11 protein-coding genes are annotated in these 16,325 nt (G+C 60.5%); 2 read left to right on the top strand and 9 right to left on the bottom strand.

Annotated features, from left to right (window positions below; translation table 11 throughout):
- Positions 1-23: 23 nt before the first annotated feature.
- Positions 24-2,345, bottom strand: coding sequence for an alpha-L-rhamnosidase (locus B3605_RS05735; RefSeq protein ID WP_113168280.1), 2,322 nt, complete (start codon positions 2,343-2,345; stop codon positions 24-26).
- A 137-nt stretch (positions 2,346-2,482) separates the two neighbouring features.
- On the opposite strand from B3605_RS05735, the gene B3605_RS05740 reads away from it, so the two are divergent.
- The gene (locus B3605_RS05740; RefSeq protein WP_113168279.1) at positions 2,483-3,508 is read left to right on the top strand and encodes a LacI family DNA-binding transcriptional regulator; all 1,026 of its coding nucleotides are present in this window, start codon (positions 2,483-2,485) and stop codon (positions 3,506-3,508) included.
- A 113-nt stretch (positions 3,509-3,621) separates the two neighbouring features.
- Positions 3,622-5,571 (top strand): adenylate/guanylate cyclase domain-containing protein, encoded by a 1,950-nt coding sequence (locus B3605_RS05745; RefSeq protein ID WP_409457171.1) that lies wholly within the window; start codon positions 3,622-3,624, stop codon positions 5,569-5,571.
- 60 nt (positions 5,572-5,631) lie between these two features.
- On the opposite strand, the gene B3605_RS05750 is transcribed toward B3605_RS05745, so the two are convergent.
- The 8 genes from B3605_RS05750 to B3605_RS05785 all read right to left on the bottom strand — a co-directional run.
- Positions 5,632-7,449, bottom strand: coding sequence for an ABC transporter ATP-binding protein/permease (locus B3605_RS05750; RefSeq protein WP_296433237.1), 1,818 nt, complete (start codon positions 7,447-7,449; stop codon positions 5,632-5,634).
- Between the two features lie 192 nt (positions 7,450-7,641).
- A complete protein-coding gene (locus B3605_RS05755) occupies positions 7,642-7,875 on the bottom strand; it encodes a hypothetical protein (protein ID WP_112943431.1) in 234 nt (77 codons plus the stop codon).
- 155 nt (positions 7,876-8,030) lie between these two features.
- Complete coding sequence (locus tag B3605_RS05760) at positions 8,031-8,483, bottom strand: hypothetical protein (protein ID WP_113168277.1); 453 nt, start codon at positions 8,481-8,483, stop codon at positions 8,031-8,033.
- 65 nt (positions 8,484-8,548) lie between these two features.
- Positions 8,549-10,087, bottom strand: coding sequence for a SpoVR family protein (locus tag B3605_RS05765; protein ID WP_113008980.1), 1,539 nt, complete (start codon positions 10,085-10,087; stop codon positions 8,549-8,551).
- Between the two features lie 12 nt (positions 10,088-10,099).
- Positions 10,100-11,419 (bottom strand): YeaH/YhbH family protein, encoded by a 1,320-nt coding sequence (locus tag B3605_RS05770; protein ID WP_296433242.1) that lies wholly within the window; start codon positions 11,417-11,419, stop codon positions 10,100-10,102.
- Between the two features lie 37 nt (positions 11,420-11,456).
- On the bottom strand, positions 11,457-13,406 hold the full coding sequence (locus tag B3605_RS05775) for a PrkA family serine protein kinase (RefSeq protein ID WP_018896655.1): 1,950 nt from the start codon (positions 13,404-13,406) through the stop codon (positions 11,457-11,459).
- 281 nt (positions 13,407-13,687) lie between these two features.
- Positions 13,688-16,117, bottom strand: coding sequence for a glucose/quinate/shikimate family membrane-bound PQQ-dependent dehydrogenase (locus tag B3605_RS05780; RefSeq protein WP_112943427.1), 2,430 nt, complete (start codon positions 16,115-16,117; stop codon positions 13,688-13,690).
- Positions 16,118-16,126: 9 nt separating this feature from the next.
- Positions 16,127-16,325 (bottom strand): hypothetical protein (locus B3605_RS05785; protein ID WP_296433246.1); only part of this gene is annotated, 199 nt, incomplete at its 5' end.

Genomic DNA, 16,325 nt, shown 5'->3' on the forward strand with positions numbered 1-16,325 from the left:
CGCGCGCTTGCCGCGCTTTCTGATCAAATGTCGAACGTTATCGAGTGGCGTCCCTGTCTGATCTGGACACGCGCGTCACCCGCCATGTCGGCACCGTTCACCTTCATGTTCTGCCTTACACGGTTTGCGCGTATGTGTGCCGTAATGCCATCAGGAATTTCAAGATGGCACGTCACCTTTCCGCCCTCAACACTCCATCCGGCCTCGATGCGACCAAGCCGTGTGTCGTGCCATGCCGAAACGGGAGACAGAGTCGGAAGGATCGCGGGATCGAACTCAATTTCCTCAAATCCCGGCTTGTCCTCGAGGGGCCGGATCCCGGCCACATCCTCGAATAACCATTGGCAAACGGCACCATAGGCATAGTGGTTGTAGCTGTTCATGTCGGGGTCATAGATCGACCCGTCTTCTGCAAGCGCATCCCAGCGCTCCCAGATCGATGTCGCACCGCGCTCCACCTGGTAAAGCCAACCGGGAACCTTGCGGTTGAGGAACATCTTTTCCGCGAGGTCGAGCATGTCGAGACGGGTGAGGGCAGGCAGCAGTGCGGGCGTTCCGATAAAGCCGGTGCCGATCACGCCATCGGTCTCTTCCGCGACCCGGCGGAAATAGCCGCGACCTGCCTCTTCGTACTCAGGTGGAACGAGGCCATACAGGAAGGCGATCGCCCATGAGCTCTGATCGTTATGCGCAATGCGGCCCGACGGAGAGAAGAACTCGTTCTTGAATGCCTCGCGGATATTTTCAAGCTTGCCGTCGAGGCGCTGCGCCTCGTTCGTATTGCCGAGCACCCTTGCGATCTTCGCCGTCAGCTGCGTGGCGACGAAGTGGTAGAGCGTTGCGGCGCAATCGTCAGCAACGGTCGGGCGCGGCTTGCGATTGTCTCCGACCGGCTGCAGCCAGTCGCCGAACGTGAAGCCGTGTTCACCCCAAACCGCCGGGGGACGAATGATCGGGCCATCGGAAATACCCCAGAGGTAGTCCAGCCAACGTAGCATCGCGGGGAAGCATTCCTGCAAGGCGGCCTTGTCGCCATAGTGGAGATAGAGTTGCCAGGGGATGATGACGATCGCATCGCCCCAACCGGTCGAGCCGGCCCAATCGCCACGGTTGCTGATCGGATGCAGACGCGTCGGATCCGGCGAGAAGTGCGGTACCGCTCCGTTCTCTCTCTGATCGTGCATCACATCGCGAAGGAATTTCCGGAGGAACAGCTGGCTATCGGCAAGCCAGCACGCAGTGCCGGCAAAGACCTGGGCGTCGCCCGTCCATCCCAGACGTTCGTCGCGCTGCGGGCAGTCTGTCGGTATTTCGATGAAGTTCGATCGCTGCGACCAGATCGTATTCTCGACGAGGCGGTTGACGGCGGACACACCCGTCGTGATGCCCCCTGTCGCGACCGGGACCGAGGTGATCGGGATCATCTTGATGGAGGCCAGCTTCGCGTCGCCGGTGACTGTAACGCGGGCGTAGCGGAAGCCCATGAACGTGAACAGCGGCGCGTATGTTTCGACACCGTCACCCGACAGGGTGTAGACGAGTTCGGCGCGGGCGCTGCGATAGTTGCGATTGTCGAAGAAATTGTTGGGGCCGAGGACTTCGGAATGCTCCACGCGAACGCTGGCGCCTGCCTCGCCCTGTGCCTCGACGCGGATATATGCGCCGGCATTCTGGCCGAAATCATAGACCAGCCGACCATCCTCTTCCGCCCAGCTGTCGATCGGCTCAAACGGTGCGAGTTCCACAACGGCGGCCGCCTCATGCGGAACAAGCAAGGTCTTGTCGAAAACAAGCTCTTCCACGCCGAATGCGGCTTCTGTGCTCACGCGGGCGTCGTAATCTTCGCCGTAATAGATGCCGTTCCGCGTCACGGGTGTCAGCCCGCTTTTCCAGGTGGAGTCCGTCTTCAGCGCCAAGGCGCCATCGATGCTGAGCTCGGCGATGGCGGCCGTGCGTTCGCCCCAGCAGTTGAAGATCGGGTTTGACGCCCACATGAGCTGGCCGCGATACCAGCCGTCGCCGAGCCAAATCTCGATGTTGTTTTCGCCTGGCTGAAGCAGGCTGGCCACGTCATAGGACTGATAGGCGATACGATCGTCATAGCAGGTCCAGCCAGGCGTAAGCAGATCCGAGCCAACGCGGCGACCGTTGATGAAGGCGCGGTAAAGCCCGAGAGCGGAGATATTCAGCAACGCTTCGCGAGGGGCGCGTTCAAGCTGGAAGCTGCGAGAGACGAAGGTGCCAGCGGTACCTTGGCCCTCATCGCACAATGGAGCTACCATGGCTGCCGTGAACTGAAATGACGAACCAGCAGCGACCCTCGGGCCGCCTCGCAAAATATCCATGTTTCCTCCCAATCCGCTTTGGCGCGGGCATATAAAACGAAGTGTGTATCGTTATATGTATATCATTCTACATTCCTGTTTGATGTGCAACAGAAAAATGCCTATACTCGCGCCACGATTGACGAGAACGGCGGATTATGCAGAGCTTTCAAAAGGATAGTGACGGGCCGCAGACGCGAGTGACGATCCGCCATGTCGCGGAAGATGCCGGCGTCTCAGTTGCCGCGGTATCGAAAGTCCTTCGCAACGCATATGGCGTCAGCGCGCCTCTGCGCACGAAGGTCGAGGCTTCGATCGAGAAGCTCAACTATCGCCCTTCCGTGGCCGCACGCGCGATGCGAGGACGGACGAACACGATCGGCGTACTTGCGATCGAACTTTCCAACCCGTTCCTGCCGGGGCTGATCGAGACGGCGAACAACACCCTCGCCGACAGCGGCTTCAAGGCGCTCGTCGGTCTCGGGCGCTCCGCACAGCCGATCGAGGCATCGATGATCGAGTCGATGATCGACAACAGGATGGATGGCGTTCTGATCATAGCGCCTCGCATTTCCGGCAAGGTGCTCGAGCGCTACGCCAAGCAGATCCCGATCGTGGTCATCGCGCATCACGAGCCGGACGCTTTGACATACGACACGGTCAACTCCGACGATCGGAAAGGCGCCTGTCTCGCCGTCGAAGCCGCTCTTTCGAAGGGCTACCGTGACATCGCCATGCTTGGCTACGACACGGACGGGTCGCCGGCCACCATCGTCGCCATGCAGCGAGAGCTTGGTTATCTGGAGGCGATGCAGGCAGCTGGGTTGAAGGGGCAAGTGCTGCGGCTCCCGCCGGTTGATGCCGACAGGACCGTGGCTTTGAACGATTTCCTATCCGCGCCCGATCGTCCGCGAGCGGTATTCGTCTGGTCGGATCTCGATGCTGTCCCGCTTATCAACATCGCGCGGATGCGAAACATCCGTGTCCCCTCGGAACTGGCCATCATCGGCTATGATAATTCGCCGGTCTCCGCTCTTCCGCTGGTCGGGTTGACAAGTGTCGACCAGGACGTCGTTCAACTGGCTCGAACCGCGACGCAAATGCTGCTTGAGCGCATCGACGGCAGAGGCGATGCGAGGCATGTTTTGATCGCGCCGCATGTCGAGCATCGCGATAGCGCATGAAATGACGGCAATGCGCGCTTCGTAGCCTTGGACTGCAACCTTCAGCCATCTTGTGCGCTCGCTTAAAACACGCTTAGCTGGCGTTAAGGGAGCACGGTTGGGGGAGTGGGATGATGGGGCATGGCACGCCCAAGGGGCTTGTGGATTGGTCCCGGCCGCTCAGGCTGCATCTTGGCGTTCTCGTCGTCGGATCGCTTCTTTGCACGTCGATACCCATCATCTGGATGGCCTTCAGCCAGGGAACGAGCGCGGCAGTCACCGCGGGCGCGCAGCAGATGCGCGAAATGAGCCTGCGACTGATCGAGGGATATCGCAACACGTTGCAGGAAGGCACCGAAGCGGTGGCGCTTGCCTCGACCATGCAACAGCTCGTCTCCGTGCCGCCAGCCGATATCCGAGCGAAGGAAGATTTCTTTCTAGAAGTTCTGCGCAACGTCCCCAATGCGACAAGCGTCTATACCGGGTATCCCGATGGCTCGTACCTGCAGGTGATCGCTACCGCTCGCGATGACGTCAGGCAGACGCTGTCGGCACCGGAGGGAGCGGCTTTCGCGATCCGGACGATCGCCAACAGAGGCCAGCCAGACGCCGTGTCGACGCTGCGGTTTCTTGATAGCGACGCCCGAGTGATCGAGGAGCGCCCAGTCGAGTCCGCATCCTTCAACCCACGGCAGCGGCCCTGGTATCAGGCGGTCGTCCAGGATGGAAAGGCGGTTTCCGTCGGGCCTTACGTCGCTGGAACGCTCAAGACGCCGACATTGACGATCGCCGCGCCGATGCGCGACGACGGCAAGGTCGTGGTCGGCATCAACATCCACCTGAGAACGATCAGCCGCCTCCTGGATACCAGCCAGATCTCGCCGCGCGCCCGGGCTTACATCATCGATGACGAAAATCAGCTGGTCGCGCACTCAGACCCCGAAATCATGGGCAGGCTCATGGACCTGTGGTCCCGAAGCGCCGGCGGCATTGGCGCAACGGCAAGCGGTTTCGATACCAGTCTGGCCACCGTGGCCAACCTGAGACGAGATTCAGCCTTCGGCGCCGGGGGGCTCGCGCGGCTGGACCTCGACGGCGAGCGCTATCTGATCCAGGTCGCGCCGATCAGCGTGTCCGGCCTGTTTGCCGGAAGCGAGGCGGCGATCGTCGTGCCACTGGCGGATCTCGTCGAGCAGGCCAACCGATCGCTAATGCACAATCTCATTATCGCTGCTGGCTTTGTCATTGCCGGTGTGGTCGCATCGGTGCTTCTGTCGCGCATGGTCAGCCGCTCTCTCAACCAGCTTGCTGGGGAAGCACGCGAGATCGGCAACCTCGATGTTCACGAAAAGATCACCTCGCATTCCTTGATCACCGAGATCAACATGCTGGCGACTGCGCTGGCTGCAAGCCGCCGCGCCATCAGCCAATTCGCGCTCTATGTGCCCCGCGAGGTGGTTCGGCGGATCGTTGGGCCGGGCGGGCCGGCGATCGTCCAGGCGAAGCGGCAGGAAATAACCGCGCTGTTTACCGACATACGCGACTTCACGACCATATCCGAGCAACATTCCCCGGAGGATGTCGTCGAAACGCTGTCCACTTACTTCGAGCTGCTGAACAGCATTGCCGAGCGACATGGCGGGACGGTTGTCCAATATCTCGGCGATTCCATTTTCGTCATGTGGAACGCGCCCGTTGAGACCGCAACCCATGTGGAAGAGGGCTGCCGGTGCGCACTTGCGATGAAGGCAGCCGTGGATGCGTTGAACGATGCCAATCGGAAGGATGGGCGTCCGCTGCTATTGACGCGATTTGGCCTGCACGCCGGGCCGGCGGTTGTCGGCAGTTTCGGCGCGGCTTCGCGCCAGCAGTACACGGCAATGGGTGACACGATCAACGTCGCATCAAGGCTCGAAGGATTGAACAAGGAATTCAACACGGCGATCCTAGTCAGCGCGGCTGTGAGGAATGCGGTCGGCGATGGTTTCGATTTTCGACCGCTCGGCCTGGCGCAGCTCAAGGGGCGGTCGGGCAAAGTGGATGTGCTGGAACTTGTAGGGGCGCGCTCGACTGGTCCGGGCTGATGAGCTTTGGGTGGTTCACGGCTCAGCCCCGTCGGGAACGGGCGTTCCGCCGCCACCGCGTCAGCGTCGATGTCGCACAAGCCGCGACAGGACGTTGCGCTTTTTCTTCCGTGGGATCAGGTCGACGTCGCTCACGAGCCTTGCGCCGCCATCGCGTTTTTCCAACGTAATCTTGCGACTGTGAAACTCTTCCAGTTCGACCCGGTGCCCGACGCTTAGGATGGTGGCCTTTGGCAATTCGCCGATCAGCATTTCCATGAGCCGATCCTGGCTCTTTTCGTCGAGAGCCGAAGTCGCCTCATCGAGAACGATGATATCGGGATCATGCAGCAGCAGTCTGGCAAATGCCAGCCGTTGTTTTTCGCCACCGGACAGTGTCTGGTCCCACGGCGCCTCGTCTTCGATCCTCTCCTTCAGATGACCAAGTCCGACCTGCTCAAGGACACCACCAATCTCCTCGACTGTCCATGTGTCGGCGCCCGCCGGATAGGTGACCGCCCTGCGAAGTGTTCCCGATGGGATGTATGGTCGCTGCGGCAGCATGAAGAGGCGTTTGTCGGGGCGGAAATTGACAGCGCCGTCGCCCCATGGCCAGAGGCCGGCGATCGCCCGGACCAGCGTGCTCTTGCCGGATCCGGACTCACCGGCCACAAGCACCCGCTCACCTGGCTGGATCTCCACCTCGGTCTCCTTGACCACGGCCGTGCCGTCGCCCAGCGAGACAGAGAGATCGTTCAAACTGAGGATCGCATCGCCTTCGGTTTCGCCTCTTTTGATACGTCCAAGCGCATCGCTCTGTTCAGCCCGCTCCAGCCCATCGATAGACATCATCAAGGACGCGACGCGCCTTGCGCATGCATTCCAGTCGGCAAGCCTCGGGTAGTTGTCGACCAGCCATCCGAACGCGCTTTGGACGATGGTGAACGCGGACGCGGACTGCATGACCTGGCCCAGGCTCATGCTGCCATCTAGGAATTTGGGCGCGCAGAGCAGGACGGGCACGACGGGCGCAATCAGCATCGAGCCATGCGAAACCAGGGTCGTTCGCATGTACTGACGCGCGAGCAGAGCCCACTGGTGCAGAACGTTCCCGAAGGTCTTGTCTAGGTCGTTGCGCTCTTCGTCTTCCCCGCCAAGCAGGGCGATACTTTCGCCATTCTCGCGTACACGCGTCAGCGTGTAACGGAATTCGGCCTCGACCTGGTTCTTCGCCTCCGAGACCTTGACGAAGTGGCGGCCGATATAGGCGATCGAGGTCGAAGTGATAACGGCATAGAGAACGGCCGTGACGACGAGAAAGCCGGGAATGGTGATCACGGTCCCCGCGATCGGCAACGACAATGCTCCACCGATCATCCAGAGCACCACGATAAAGGTCGAAGCGGAGACGAAGGCCGCTATGACGCCGGCGACGAAATCGACGGGGGATTCGGTGGCGATGCGCATGTCCTCGGAAATGCGCGCCTCCGGATTCTTGTGGTCACCGCCGATGAGATTTAGCTGATAGTAGCGACCGCTGGCCAGCCACCGTCCGATGAGCGCCTTCGTCAGCCATGACCGCCAACGCCGCTGCATCTTCATGCGCATGTAGACCTGAATGGTGACGAGGGCGACACTTCCCAGCACGAGCGGCGGGAAAAGGGCGCCGAGGAAATAGACCGTCGGCGCATCGCGCTTCTCGATCGCGTCAAAAAGGCCGCGGTTCCAGACGTTTATGCCGTATTGGAAACCGACATTCAGTCCGATGAGCGCCAGCAGGCCGATGGATAGTGGCCAGGCCAGCGTATCGCCGCGCCGTGTCCAGTAGCCACGCGCGCTGATCCAGAACCTCTTGAGCAGGTAAGCCTTGCGTGCCGCCTCGACTTCCTCGGGCGTCATGTTTTCTTCGGGTTTCGGGATGTCCGGTGGAGGGTCTATGTCAGCTACATCAGGCGTCGGCGCCTGATCGTGGACCGGGTTTACATCGTCACCCGGTCGGGTGCTGCCAGCATTGGTCGGATCAATATCATCGTCCCTCATAAGGGCTAAACGTTCTGAAAATCAGAAAGTTTCAAGACTGAAGGACAGAGATCAGTGTCTGCCGCGTGGCTCATCGCTTTCGTCGACAATCGACGGCAGAAACGATTGCACCTCCGCCCGCTCTCTGTCGGGAAGGATTGCAATCCTGGTTTGCCAGAAGCGCTCGGCTTCGGGCGTGTCTTTGTCCCAGGCTCGGGTGGAGGCCTTGTTGTCGTCAAAAGCTGCCAACCGCCGCCCTCCGAGATGGCGATATTCGTCTGCTGTCTGCTTGGCGCGGTTGATCATCCTAGTCTCCTTTCCACAGAGCCCGATGGCAAAGCGCCCGGCACTGCGAGCGCTTCGCCACAGGAGAGTCTCGGATGGGTCTATTCCGAGATAGTTATTGAACGAGGTTTCCAGCAGGTTTGTTCCCGGCCGGCCCTGGCACAGATGCCCAGACGCTAAACCTGAACGGATATTATCGTATCCACAGACACCGATCCCTCGATAACGCCTCGTCTCACGTCCTGGCGCCCGTGCTCGATCTCGATCACGGTGTAAAGCTTGTCGTCCCGGAAGGCGCTGGCGTTCACCGTCGTGACGTCATCCGCCGGTGCGGTGTCGACTTCCATGAAGTCGAGCTCCTTGGACGCCGCAACGATGCGAGCGTCCCCTGCCGTGCGGGCGGCAACCACGAGACTGCCATGTCCGGGCGAATTATCCCAACGCGGATCCCTTGGCTCGGCAATGGGCTCGAGACGATAGATGTTGAGAGCTTCGCCCTGTCCGACAGCCTCGGATCCCGTGCGTGCTGCATCTTCGATTTGCGCCTGGCTTTCGACGGATTTCCCGAAGGTGTTTGCGGTCGTGGCATTGTTGTCGGCGCTTTCACCGTTTCGTACGACGTTTGACATGGCTTTCTCCTTCTCGTGAATGGAAAACGAGAAGCACTCGATGTCGTTCCACGGATCAGTGCCGGCTATCCGGTCGAGTGATCGTAGAGGGCGTTGCCGGTCGCGCCATCGACACCAGAGAGGCTGACCTCATATCCCCAGAGATGACGGATATGGGTGAGGGTCTCGTTGCGGCTGGTTTCTTCGAGAAGAAGGCCGTCATTGACCGTGTGCTTCAGCCGAAGCCTGCGGTCGCCGAGGAGATCGACGTCGACGACCTGGATATCGGGCTGCCTGGCGCTGACATCGTAGCTGCGGGCGAGTGCTGAGCGGATCTCCGCGTAGCCGCGTTCGTTGTGAATGGATGAAACCTCGCAGAACTTGTCGGCCGCCATGTCGGACAGCCTGAAAAGCCGGAACTTGCGGATCACGGCTGGGCTCAGATATTGCAGGATGAAGGATTCATCGCGGTGGTTCGCCCATGCGTCGCGCAAAGTCCCCATCGGATCGTTGTTGCCGGCCATGGAGGGAAACCAGTTCCGGTCCTCGTCCGTCGGATTGGTACAGATGCGTTCGATATCCTGCATCATCGCGAAGCCGAGCGCGTAGGGGTTGATGCCCGAGAAGCGGGGATCGTCGAAGCCCGGCTGGAAGACGACATTGGAATGGCTGCTCAAGAGCTCCAGCATGTTGCCTTCGCTGATCTTGCCCTGATCAAACAGCCGGTTGATGATCGTGTAGTGAACGTAGGTCGCGCACCCCTCGTTCATCACCTTGGTTTGCCGCTGCGGGTAGAAGTATTGGGCGATAATGCGCACGATCCTGAGGATCTCGCGCTGCCAGGGCTCAAGGATCAGACTGTGCTTCTCGATGAAGTAGAGAAGATTCTCCTCCGGGAGGTTAAGCGCTTTCTTGCGTTCTGAGGCATTGCGCTCCGCCTCGTGCGGATCGCGGCTGTCGACGGAAGAAGGCAGGGTGCGCCAGAGGTCGCTATAGGTCTGCTCCTCATATTCCAATCGTTCACGCGCCCGCTCGCGCACCTTCTCGGAGGAGAGGCGGGGAGGGCGGCGGTAGCGGAAGACGCCGTTGTCCATCAGCGCATGGGCGGAATCGAGGATCGCCTCGACCGCCTCGGTGCCGTGTCGCTCCTCGCACTTGGCGATATATTTCTTGGCGAAGTCCATGTAGCCGAGAATGGCGCCGGCATCCGTCCACTGGCGAAACAGATAGTTGTTCTTGAAGAAGTGGTTGTGGCCGAAGGAGGCGTGGGCGATGACCAGCGTCTGCATGGCCATCGTGTTCTCCTCCATCAGATAGGCGATGCAGGGGTTGGAATTGATGACGATCTCGTAGGCGAGCCCCCGGTGGCCTTTGCGATAGAGGCTGTCTTCGTAAATGAAGCGCTTGCCGAAGGACCAGTGCTGATACATCAAGGGCATGCCGACCGAGGAATAGGCGTCGAGCATTTGTTCCGACGATATAATCTCCAGCTGGTTCGGATAGATATCCAGTCCCATCTCGCCGATCGCGATATCCTGGATGGCATCGTGGACGATCGATAGCGTTCCGAAATTCCAGTCGGAGCCTTCAAACAGCAGCTCGGAACTCTCCGCTCGCTTCGCCATATCGGTGTTCCCTCAGTTATGCGTACGCGCGCCGGCTTTGCGGCTGAAGAGCTTACGGAAGACCGGGTAGATATTGCCTGGTCTTGCGATGCGGGCCATGTGGAAGTTGGGGATTTCGCCATCGACGGTTCGGTAGGCGCGCCAGAGCGATGTGCCATTGTCGGTGGCGCCGAATATTTCGGTCTCGCGCTCGTCGATGATTTCGACGTAAGCGTAATATTGGCAAAGCCGCATCAGATCGCCGCGCAGGAGTGCCGCACATCGCTCCGAATCGCCGCTGCTGTTGTCGCCATCCGACGCCTGCGCCGCGTAAATGTTCCACATGTCGGCCGGGTAGCGCGCTTCGATGATTCGCTGCATCTCCTCGAGAGCCGTGGAGACCACCGTGCCGCCGCTTTGCTTGCTGTAGAAGAAGGTCTCCTCATCGACTTCATGCGCCTCATCGGTGTGCCGGATGAAGATGATGTCGATCCGGCCGTATCTGCGCTTGAGAAAGAGGTGCAGCAGTACGAAGAAGCGCTTGGCGAGATCCTTCTCTCGCTCACCCATCGAGGCCGAGACGTCCATCAGGCAGAACATCACGGCATTGGCGTTCGGCACCGGCTGACGCTCGAAGCGGTTGAAGCGAACGTCGACGGGATCGACATAGGAAATCCGCCGCCGGCGGCGCTCAAGTGCTGTAAGCTCGTCGCGCAAAGCCGTCAGTTTGCGGCGGGACTCAGTCGATAACGGTTTCTCGGTTTCGAGAGCGGCAATCTCGTCGGTAATGAGCTTCACCTGCCGCTCGCTCGGTCGTTGCAAGGCCATGCGTCGGCCAAAGCTGTTGCGCATGGTGCGGCCGATATTGATATTGGTGGGTGAACCCGAGGTGGTGAAGCCGACGCGTTGCGGCTTGAACGTCACCGTTTCCTTCAGGCTCAGCTTGACTAGATCGGGCAGTTCGAGATCTTCGAAGAAAAGATCGAGTACCTCCTCGCGCGACAGGATGAACTGAAAGTCGTCATCGCTTCCGCCGCCGCCCGCGCCATGTCCGCCACCGCCGCCCGCGCCGCCATCGGGTTTGGAAATCCGGTCGCCTGCGGAAAACTCCTTGTTTCCCGGCAGCACATGTTCCCGATTGCCCGATGTGGAAGAGGGTCGGAAACTCGGCTCGCCGGCGCCCCGCGCGGGCATCGGAACGCCATGAGCGGTGTCGATATCCGCTATCTTGTCGGATTTGATCTGATCCTTTATCGCCCGCTTCAGCTCGTCGCGGGCGCGTTTAAGGAATCGTTGCCGGTTGCCGAGGCTCTTGTCCTTCGGGTTAAGCCGGCGGTCGATGAAATTCGGCATGCGCCAATCCCTCGCTTTGGCTCCGGTTTTGGCATCGTTAACCGGCCTTGTTCACCCGCATGTACCAATCGACCAGGCGGCGGACCTGGCGTGCGGTATAGCCGCGCTCAATCATCCGCTGAACGAATTCGTCATGCTGCTTTTCAGTCGAGCTGTCCTTCTTGGAGCCGAAGCTGATGACGGGCAGCAGATCCTCGACCTGACCGAACATCCGCTTTTCGATCACCTCGCGAAGTTTTTCGTAGCTTGTCCATGCCGGATTGCGGCCGCCATTGCGCGCCCTTGCTCGCAGGGTGAACTTCACTACTTCGTTGCGGAAATCCTTGGGATTGGCGATGCCGGCGGGTTTTTCGATCTGCGAGAGTTCGCTGTCCAGAATTTCGCGGTTCAGAATCTGGCCGGTATCGGCATCCTTGAAATCCTGGTCCTCCAGCCAGGCATCCGCATAGGATATATAGCGGTCGAAGAGGTTTTGGCCATATTCACTATAGGACTCCAGATAGGCCTTCTGGATCTCGTGACCGATGAACTCGGCATAGCGGGTGGCGATCTCCGACTTGATGAAGTCGAGGTAGCTGGCCTCCATTTCCTTCGGAAACTGCTCGCGCTTGATCGCCTGCTCGAGGATGTACATCAGGTGCACGGGATCGGCGGCGACTTCCTTGGTGTCGTAGTTGAAAGTCTCCGAGAGCACCTTGAAGGCAAAGCGGGTGCTGATGCCGTTCATCCCCTCGTCCACGCCGGCGACATCACGATATTCCTGCACGGACTTGGCCTTGGGGTCGGTGTCCTTCAGGTTCTCGCCGTCATAGACGCGCATCTTGGTGTAGAGCGGTGAGTTTTCGTGGCGGATCAGGCGGGTCGCGACCGTGAAGCGGCTCAGGTTTTCGAGAACCTCCGGCGCGCAGGCGCTCTTGGCGAGCTCGCTTTCGCGCAGCAGCTTCTCGTAGATCTGCCGCTCCTCGGTCACGCGCAGGCAATAGGGCACCTTGACCACGAGGATACGGTCGAGGAAGGCCTCGTTGTTGCGGTTGTTCTTGAACTGCTGCCACTCGGATTCGTTGGAGTGGGCAACCACGATGCCCTGATAGGGGAAGGCGCCGAAGTTTTCGGTGCCGTTATAGCTGCCCTCCTGTGTTGCCGTCAGCAGCGGGTGCAGCACCTTGATCGGCGCCTTGAACATTTCGACGAATTCGAGCAACCCTTGCGTCGTGCGGTTGAGGCCGCCGCTGTAGGAATAGGCATCGGGGTCGGCCTGGCTGTAGTTTTCCAGCTGCCGGATATCGACCTTGCCGACCAGCGCCGAGACGTCCTGATTGTTCTCGTCACCCGGCTCGGTCTTGGCAATCGCGATCTGACGAAGCCTTGATGGCATCAGCTTGACGACGCTGAAGCGCGAGATATCGCCGCCGATCTCGTCGAGCCGCTTGGTGGCCCAGGGGGAAATCAGTCCGGTGAGGCGGCGTCTGGCAATCCCGTACTTGTCTTCCAAAAGATCGGACATGCGCTCCGGCTGGAATAGGCCCAGCGGCGATTCGAAGACCGGGCTCACCTGTCCGTCGATCGCCAGCGTGTAGATCGGGAAGCGCTCCATCAGCTTCTTCAGCCGTTCGGCGAGAGACGACTTGCCGCCGCCTACAGGACCGAGGAGATAGAGGATCTGCTTGCGCTCTTCGAGACCTTGCGCGGCATATCTGAAATAGCCGACGATCCGCTCGATCGTGTCTTCCATTCCATAGAAATCGGCAAAGGCGGGATAAATCTTGACGGTGCGGTTGGAGAATATGCGGCCCAATCGCTCATCGGCGCTGGTGTCGATTAGTTTAGGTTCGCCAATGGCTTCCACCATGCGTTCCTGCGCGGTGGCATATAGTCGTTTGTCATCACGGCAGGCCAGGAGGTATTCCTGGAGACTTAGCTCTTCTTGCGCGGCGTTCGTATAGATCTCCGAAAACAGATCGAATACGTCGCTTTCGCTCTTCTGCATCTTTGCTCTCCCGCGGCCGGTTGAATGAGGACGGGATCGCTACGTGTCGGCTCGCGAGATAGAACGCGTCAGACTATTTTATTACAATGCGCTTACGAAGTTCGGGACAGTCTGTAGCCGATAGCCGCGATACTCGTCAGACTCACATTATGCAGCCGACGCGGCAGATCGCCAAGGGCGCAGATAGGTTTTCACTCTTTTTTGCACGATATGTGACAAATCTCGTCCATGCACAAAAAAGGGGCCGCTGAACGGCCCCTTTCTGCTGCTTGCGCTGACGTTTAGTTCGGCAGAGCGTAGGCGATGACGTAGTCGCCACGAAGATCCGACTGGCGTGCGCCGCCGGCCGAGATGATGACGTACTGCTTGCCTGTCTTCGGCGACTTGTAGGTCATCGGGCCGCCTTGGCTGCCAACGGGCAGACGGGCTTTCCAGACTTCCTTGCCGGTCGCCGTGCTGAAGGCGCGCAGGTAGAAGTCCTGCGTACCGGCGATGAAGATCAGGCCGCCCTGGGTGGCGAGCGTGCCGCCGAGCGTCGGCATGCCGATCGGGATCGGCAGACCCATCTTGATACCGAGCGGGCCGGTGTCTTCGACGGTGCCGACAGGAACCTGCCAAGCGATCTTCTGCGTCTTCATGTCGATCGCCGTCAGGCTGCCGAAGGGCGGAGCCTGGCAGGGAATGCCGAGCGCCGACAGGAAGCGGTTCTTGTCGACCGCGTAGGGCGTACCCTTCATCGGCACGAGGCCCATGCCGGTGTTGACGGATTCGCCACCGCTGTTGACGGCCTTGGTCGGTGCGGCTTCCTTCATCTGGATCCACAGGCCGAGGCGCATGTCGTTGACGAAGATGTAGTTCGAGTTCGGGTCGGTCGAAAGGCCGCCCCAGTTCATGCCACCCAGCGAGCCCGGGAAATTGAGCGCGAGGTCGGTGCCCGGAACCGTGTAGACTCCATCGTAGCGCATGCCCTTGAAGGCGATGCGGCACAGCAGCTGGTCAAACGGCGTCGCACCCCACATGTCGCTTTCGGTCAGCGTCTTGGCGCCGATCTGCGGCATGCCGACGGAGAGCTTCTGGGTCGGAGCGTAAGGCTCGTTCGGGATGTTGCCCGGCTTCACCGGTACATCGTCGACCTTGGTCAGCGGCTGACCGGTTGCGCGATCGAGCACATAGAGTTGGCCAGCCTTGGTGCCGAACACCAGAGCAGGAACCGTCGTGCCGTCGGCCTTCGGGAAGTCGATGAACGAAGGCTGCATCGGAACGTCGAAGTCCCACAGATCGTTGTGAACGGTCTGGTAGACCCACTTCTCACGGCCGGTGGTGGCGTCGAGCGCCAGCATCGAGGCGCCGTACTTGTGGTCGAGATCCGTGCGGGTCGCGCCGTAAAGGTCGACCGACGGGCTGCCGACCGGCATGAAGACGGTGTTGGAAGCGGGATCATAGGACATCGACGCCCAGACGTTCGGGGTCGAACGCGTGTAGCTTTCGCCCGGGGGCGGCAGGAGCGTGATGTTCGGGTTGCCCGGGTCGAATGCCCAACGCAGCTGACCGGTCACGACATCGAAACCGCGCATGACGCCGCCAGGCATGTCGGTGCTGACGTTATCGGCAACGCGGCCGCCAACGACGACGGTGGTGCCGGCAAGCGTCGGCGCCGAGGTGAGCACGTAGCTCGGATCAGCCGCCTGGCCCATGCCGACCTTCAGGTCGACGCGGCCGTTGGTGCCGAAATCCGGGCAGAACGCGCCGGTGTCGGCGTCGAGCGCGATCAGCTCGGCGGTGATCGTGTTCATCAGGATACGGCGTTCGCAAAGCGCACCGGGTGCGACGTTGACCGCGGTGACCGGCGTGGAGTTCGGTGCCGAAGGCTGTTCGAGTGCGCGCGTCGCATCGAAGTAAGCGAGGCCGCGGCAGCGCATCCAGACAGACGACTTGGCGTTGATCTCGGCCTTCCAGATTTCCTTGCCGGTATCGGCGTCAATCGAGATGACGTTGTTGTGTGGGGTGCACACAAACACACGGTCGCCGACCTGCAGCGGAGTTTCCTGGTCTTCCGCGCCGTTGGCGCCGGGGCTGATCGGCGTGTCGCCGGTGTGGTATTCCCACGCAACCTTCAGATCGTTGACGTTGTCGAGGTTGATCTGGTCGAGTGCGGCGAAGCGGCTGCCGCCCGAGGTGTTACCGTAGGCTTCCCAGTTCTTCTGTTCGCGGGCCGGATCGACCGGCGTGCGGGCCGGGCCGGCGCCAGTGGCGACAACCGGCGGATGCGGGATGAACATGCCGTAGAAGGCCGCGCCAGTGCCGATCGCGAGGATCAGAGCCAGACCGAACGAGGCGCCGTAAGCGGGCGTGCGGCCGGCCGAGCGACGCAGCAAAGGGAAGGAGACGGCAACGACTATGGAGCCGACGGCAATCGCCAGCAGCCGCGAAATCAGCGGCCAGAACTCAAAGCCTGCGTCCCAGATGGCCCAGATGGCCGAAAGAACGAAGACGAGCCCGAAGAGCAGTGCGCCCAGCGGCCTGCGGCGGATGATGAGCAGGCCTGCGATGACCAGTCCGATGCCGGCGAGCAGGAAGTACCAGCTGCCGCCCAGCGAGACGAGCTTGCCGCCGCCGATCGCGAAAAACAGCCCGGCGAGCGTGATGATCGCGCCGAGCAATACCAGCCACAGGCGACCTAACAGCGCCGGTGGGTTCGGTGAATTATCCATTGAATAGCCTCATTGCATATCCGGCAAACGAAGATGGAAAGCCTGTAAATACGAGATGCTCGCCTTGCGCGTTCGCCGTTTGGTTAGCTGTCTTAACGACAGCAGGCGAAAAGGAGCGATTTCGAGCGCATGTGCGCTGGCGAACCATGATCTGCGAAAAGCGGCGCGTTCGGCGCCAATTCGGGAAATCTGCAAAAGTCCATCAGGC

The sequence above is a fragment of the Rhizobium sp. UBA1881 genome (assembly GCF_002338015.1).
In the GTDB taxonomy this organism is placed as follows: domain Bacteria; phylum Pseudomonadota; class Alphaproteobacteria; order Rhizobiales; family Rhizobiaceae; genus Rhizobium.

Excerpts from the sequence above, each read along its gene's own strand:
- B3605_RS05735 (WP_113168280.1), bottom strand. The coding sequence starts at position 2,345 with ATGGATATTTTGCGAGGCGGCCCGAGGGTCGCTGCTGGTTCGTCATTT.
- B3605_RS05740 (WP_113168279.1), top strand. The coding sequence starts at position 2,483 with ATGCAGAGCTTTCAAAAGGATAGTGACGGGCCGCAGACGCGAGTGACG.
- B3605_RS05745 (WP_409457171.1), top strand. The coding sequence starts at position 3,622 with ATGGGGCATGGCACGCCCAAGGGGCTTGTGGATTGGTCCCGGCCGCTC.
- B3605_RS05750 (WP_296433237.1), bottom strand. The coding sequence starts at position 7,449 with ATGACGCCCGAGGAAGTCGAGGCGGCACGCAAGGCTTACCTGCTCAAG.
- B3605_RS05755 (WP_112943431.1), bottom strand. The coding sequence starts at position 7,875 with ATGATCAACCGCGCCAAGCAGACAGCAGACGAATATCGCCATCTCGGA.
- B3605_RS05760 (WP_113168277.1), bottom strand. The coding sequence starts at position 8,483 with ATGTCAAACGTCGTACGAAACGGTGAAAGCGCCGACAACAATGCCACG.
- B3605_RS05765 (WP_113008980.1), bottom strand. The coding sequence starts at position 10,087 with ATGGCGAAGCGAGCGGAGAGTTCCGAGCTGCTGTTTGAAGGCTCCGAC.
- B3605_RS05770 (WP_296433242.1), bottom strand. The coding sequence starts at position 11,419 with ATGCCGAATTTCATCGACCGCCGGCTTAACCCGAAGGACAAGAGCCTC.
- B3605_RS05775 (WP_018896655.1), bottom strand. The coding sequence starts at position 13,406 with ATGCAGAAGAGCGAAAGCGACGTATTCGATCTGTTTTCGGAGATCTAT.
- B3605_RS05780 (WP_112943427.1), bottom strand. The coding sequence starts at position 16,117 with ATGGATAATTCACCGAACCCACCGGCGCTGTTAGGTCGCCTGTGGCTG.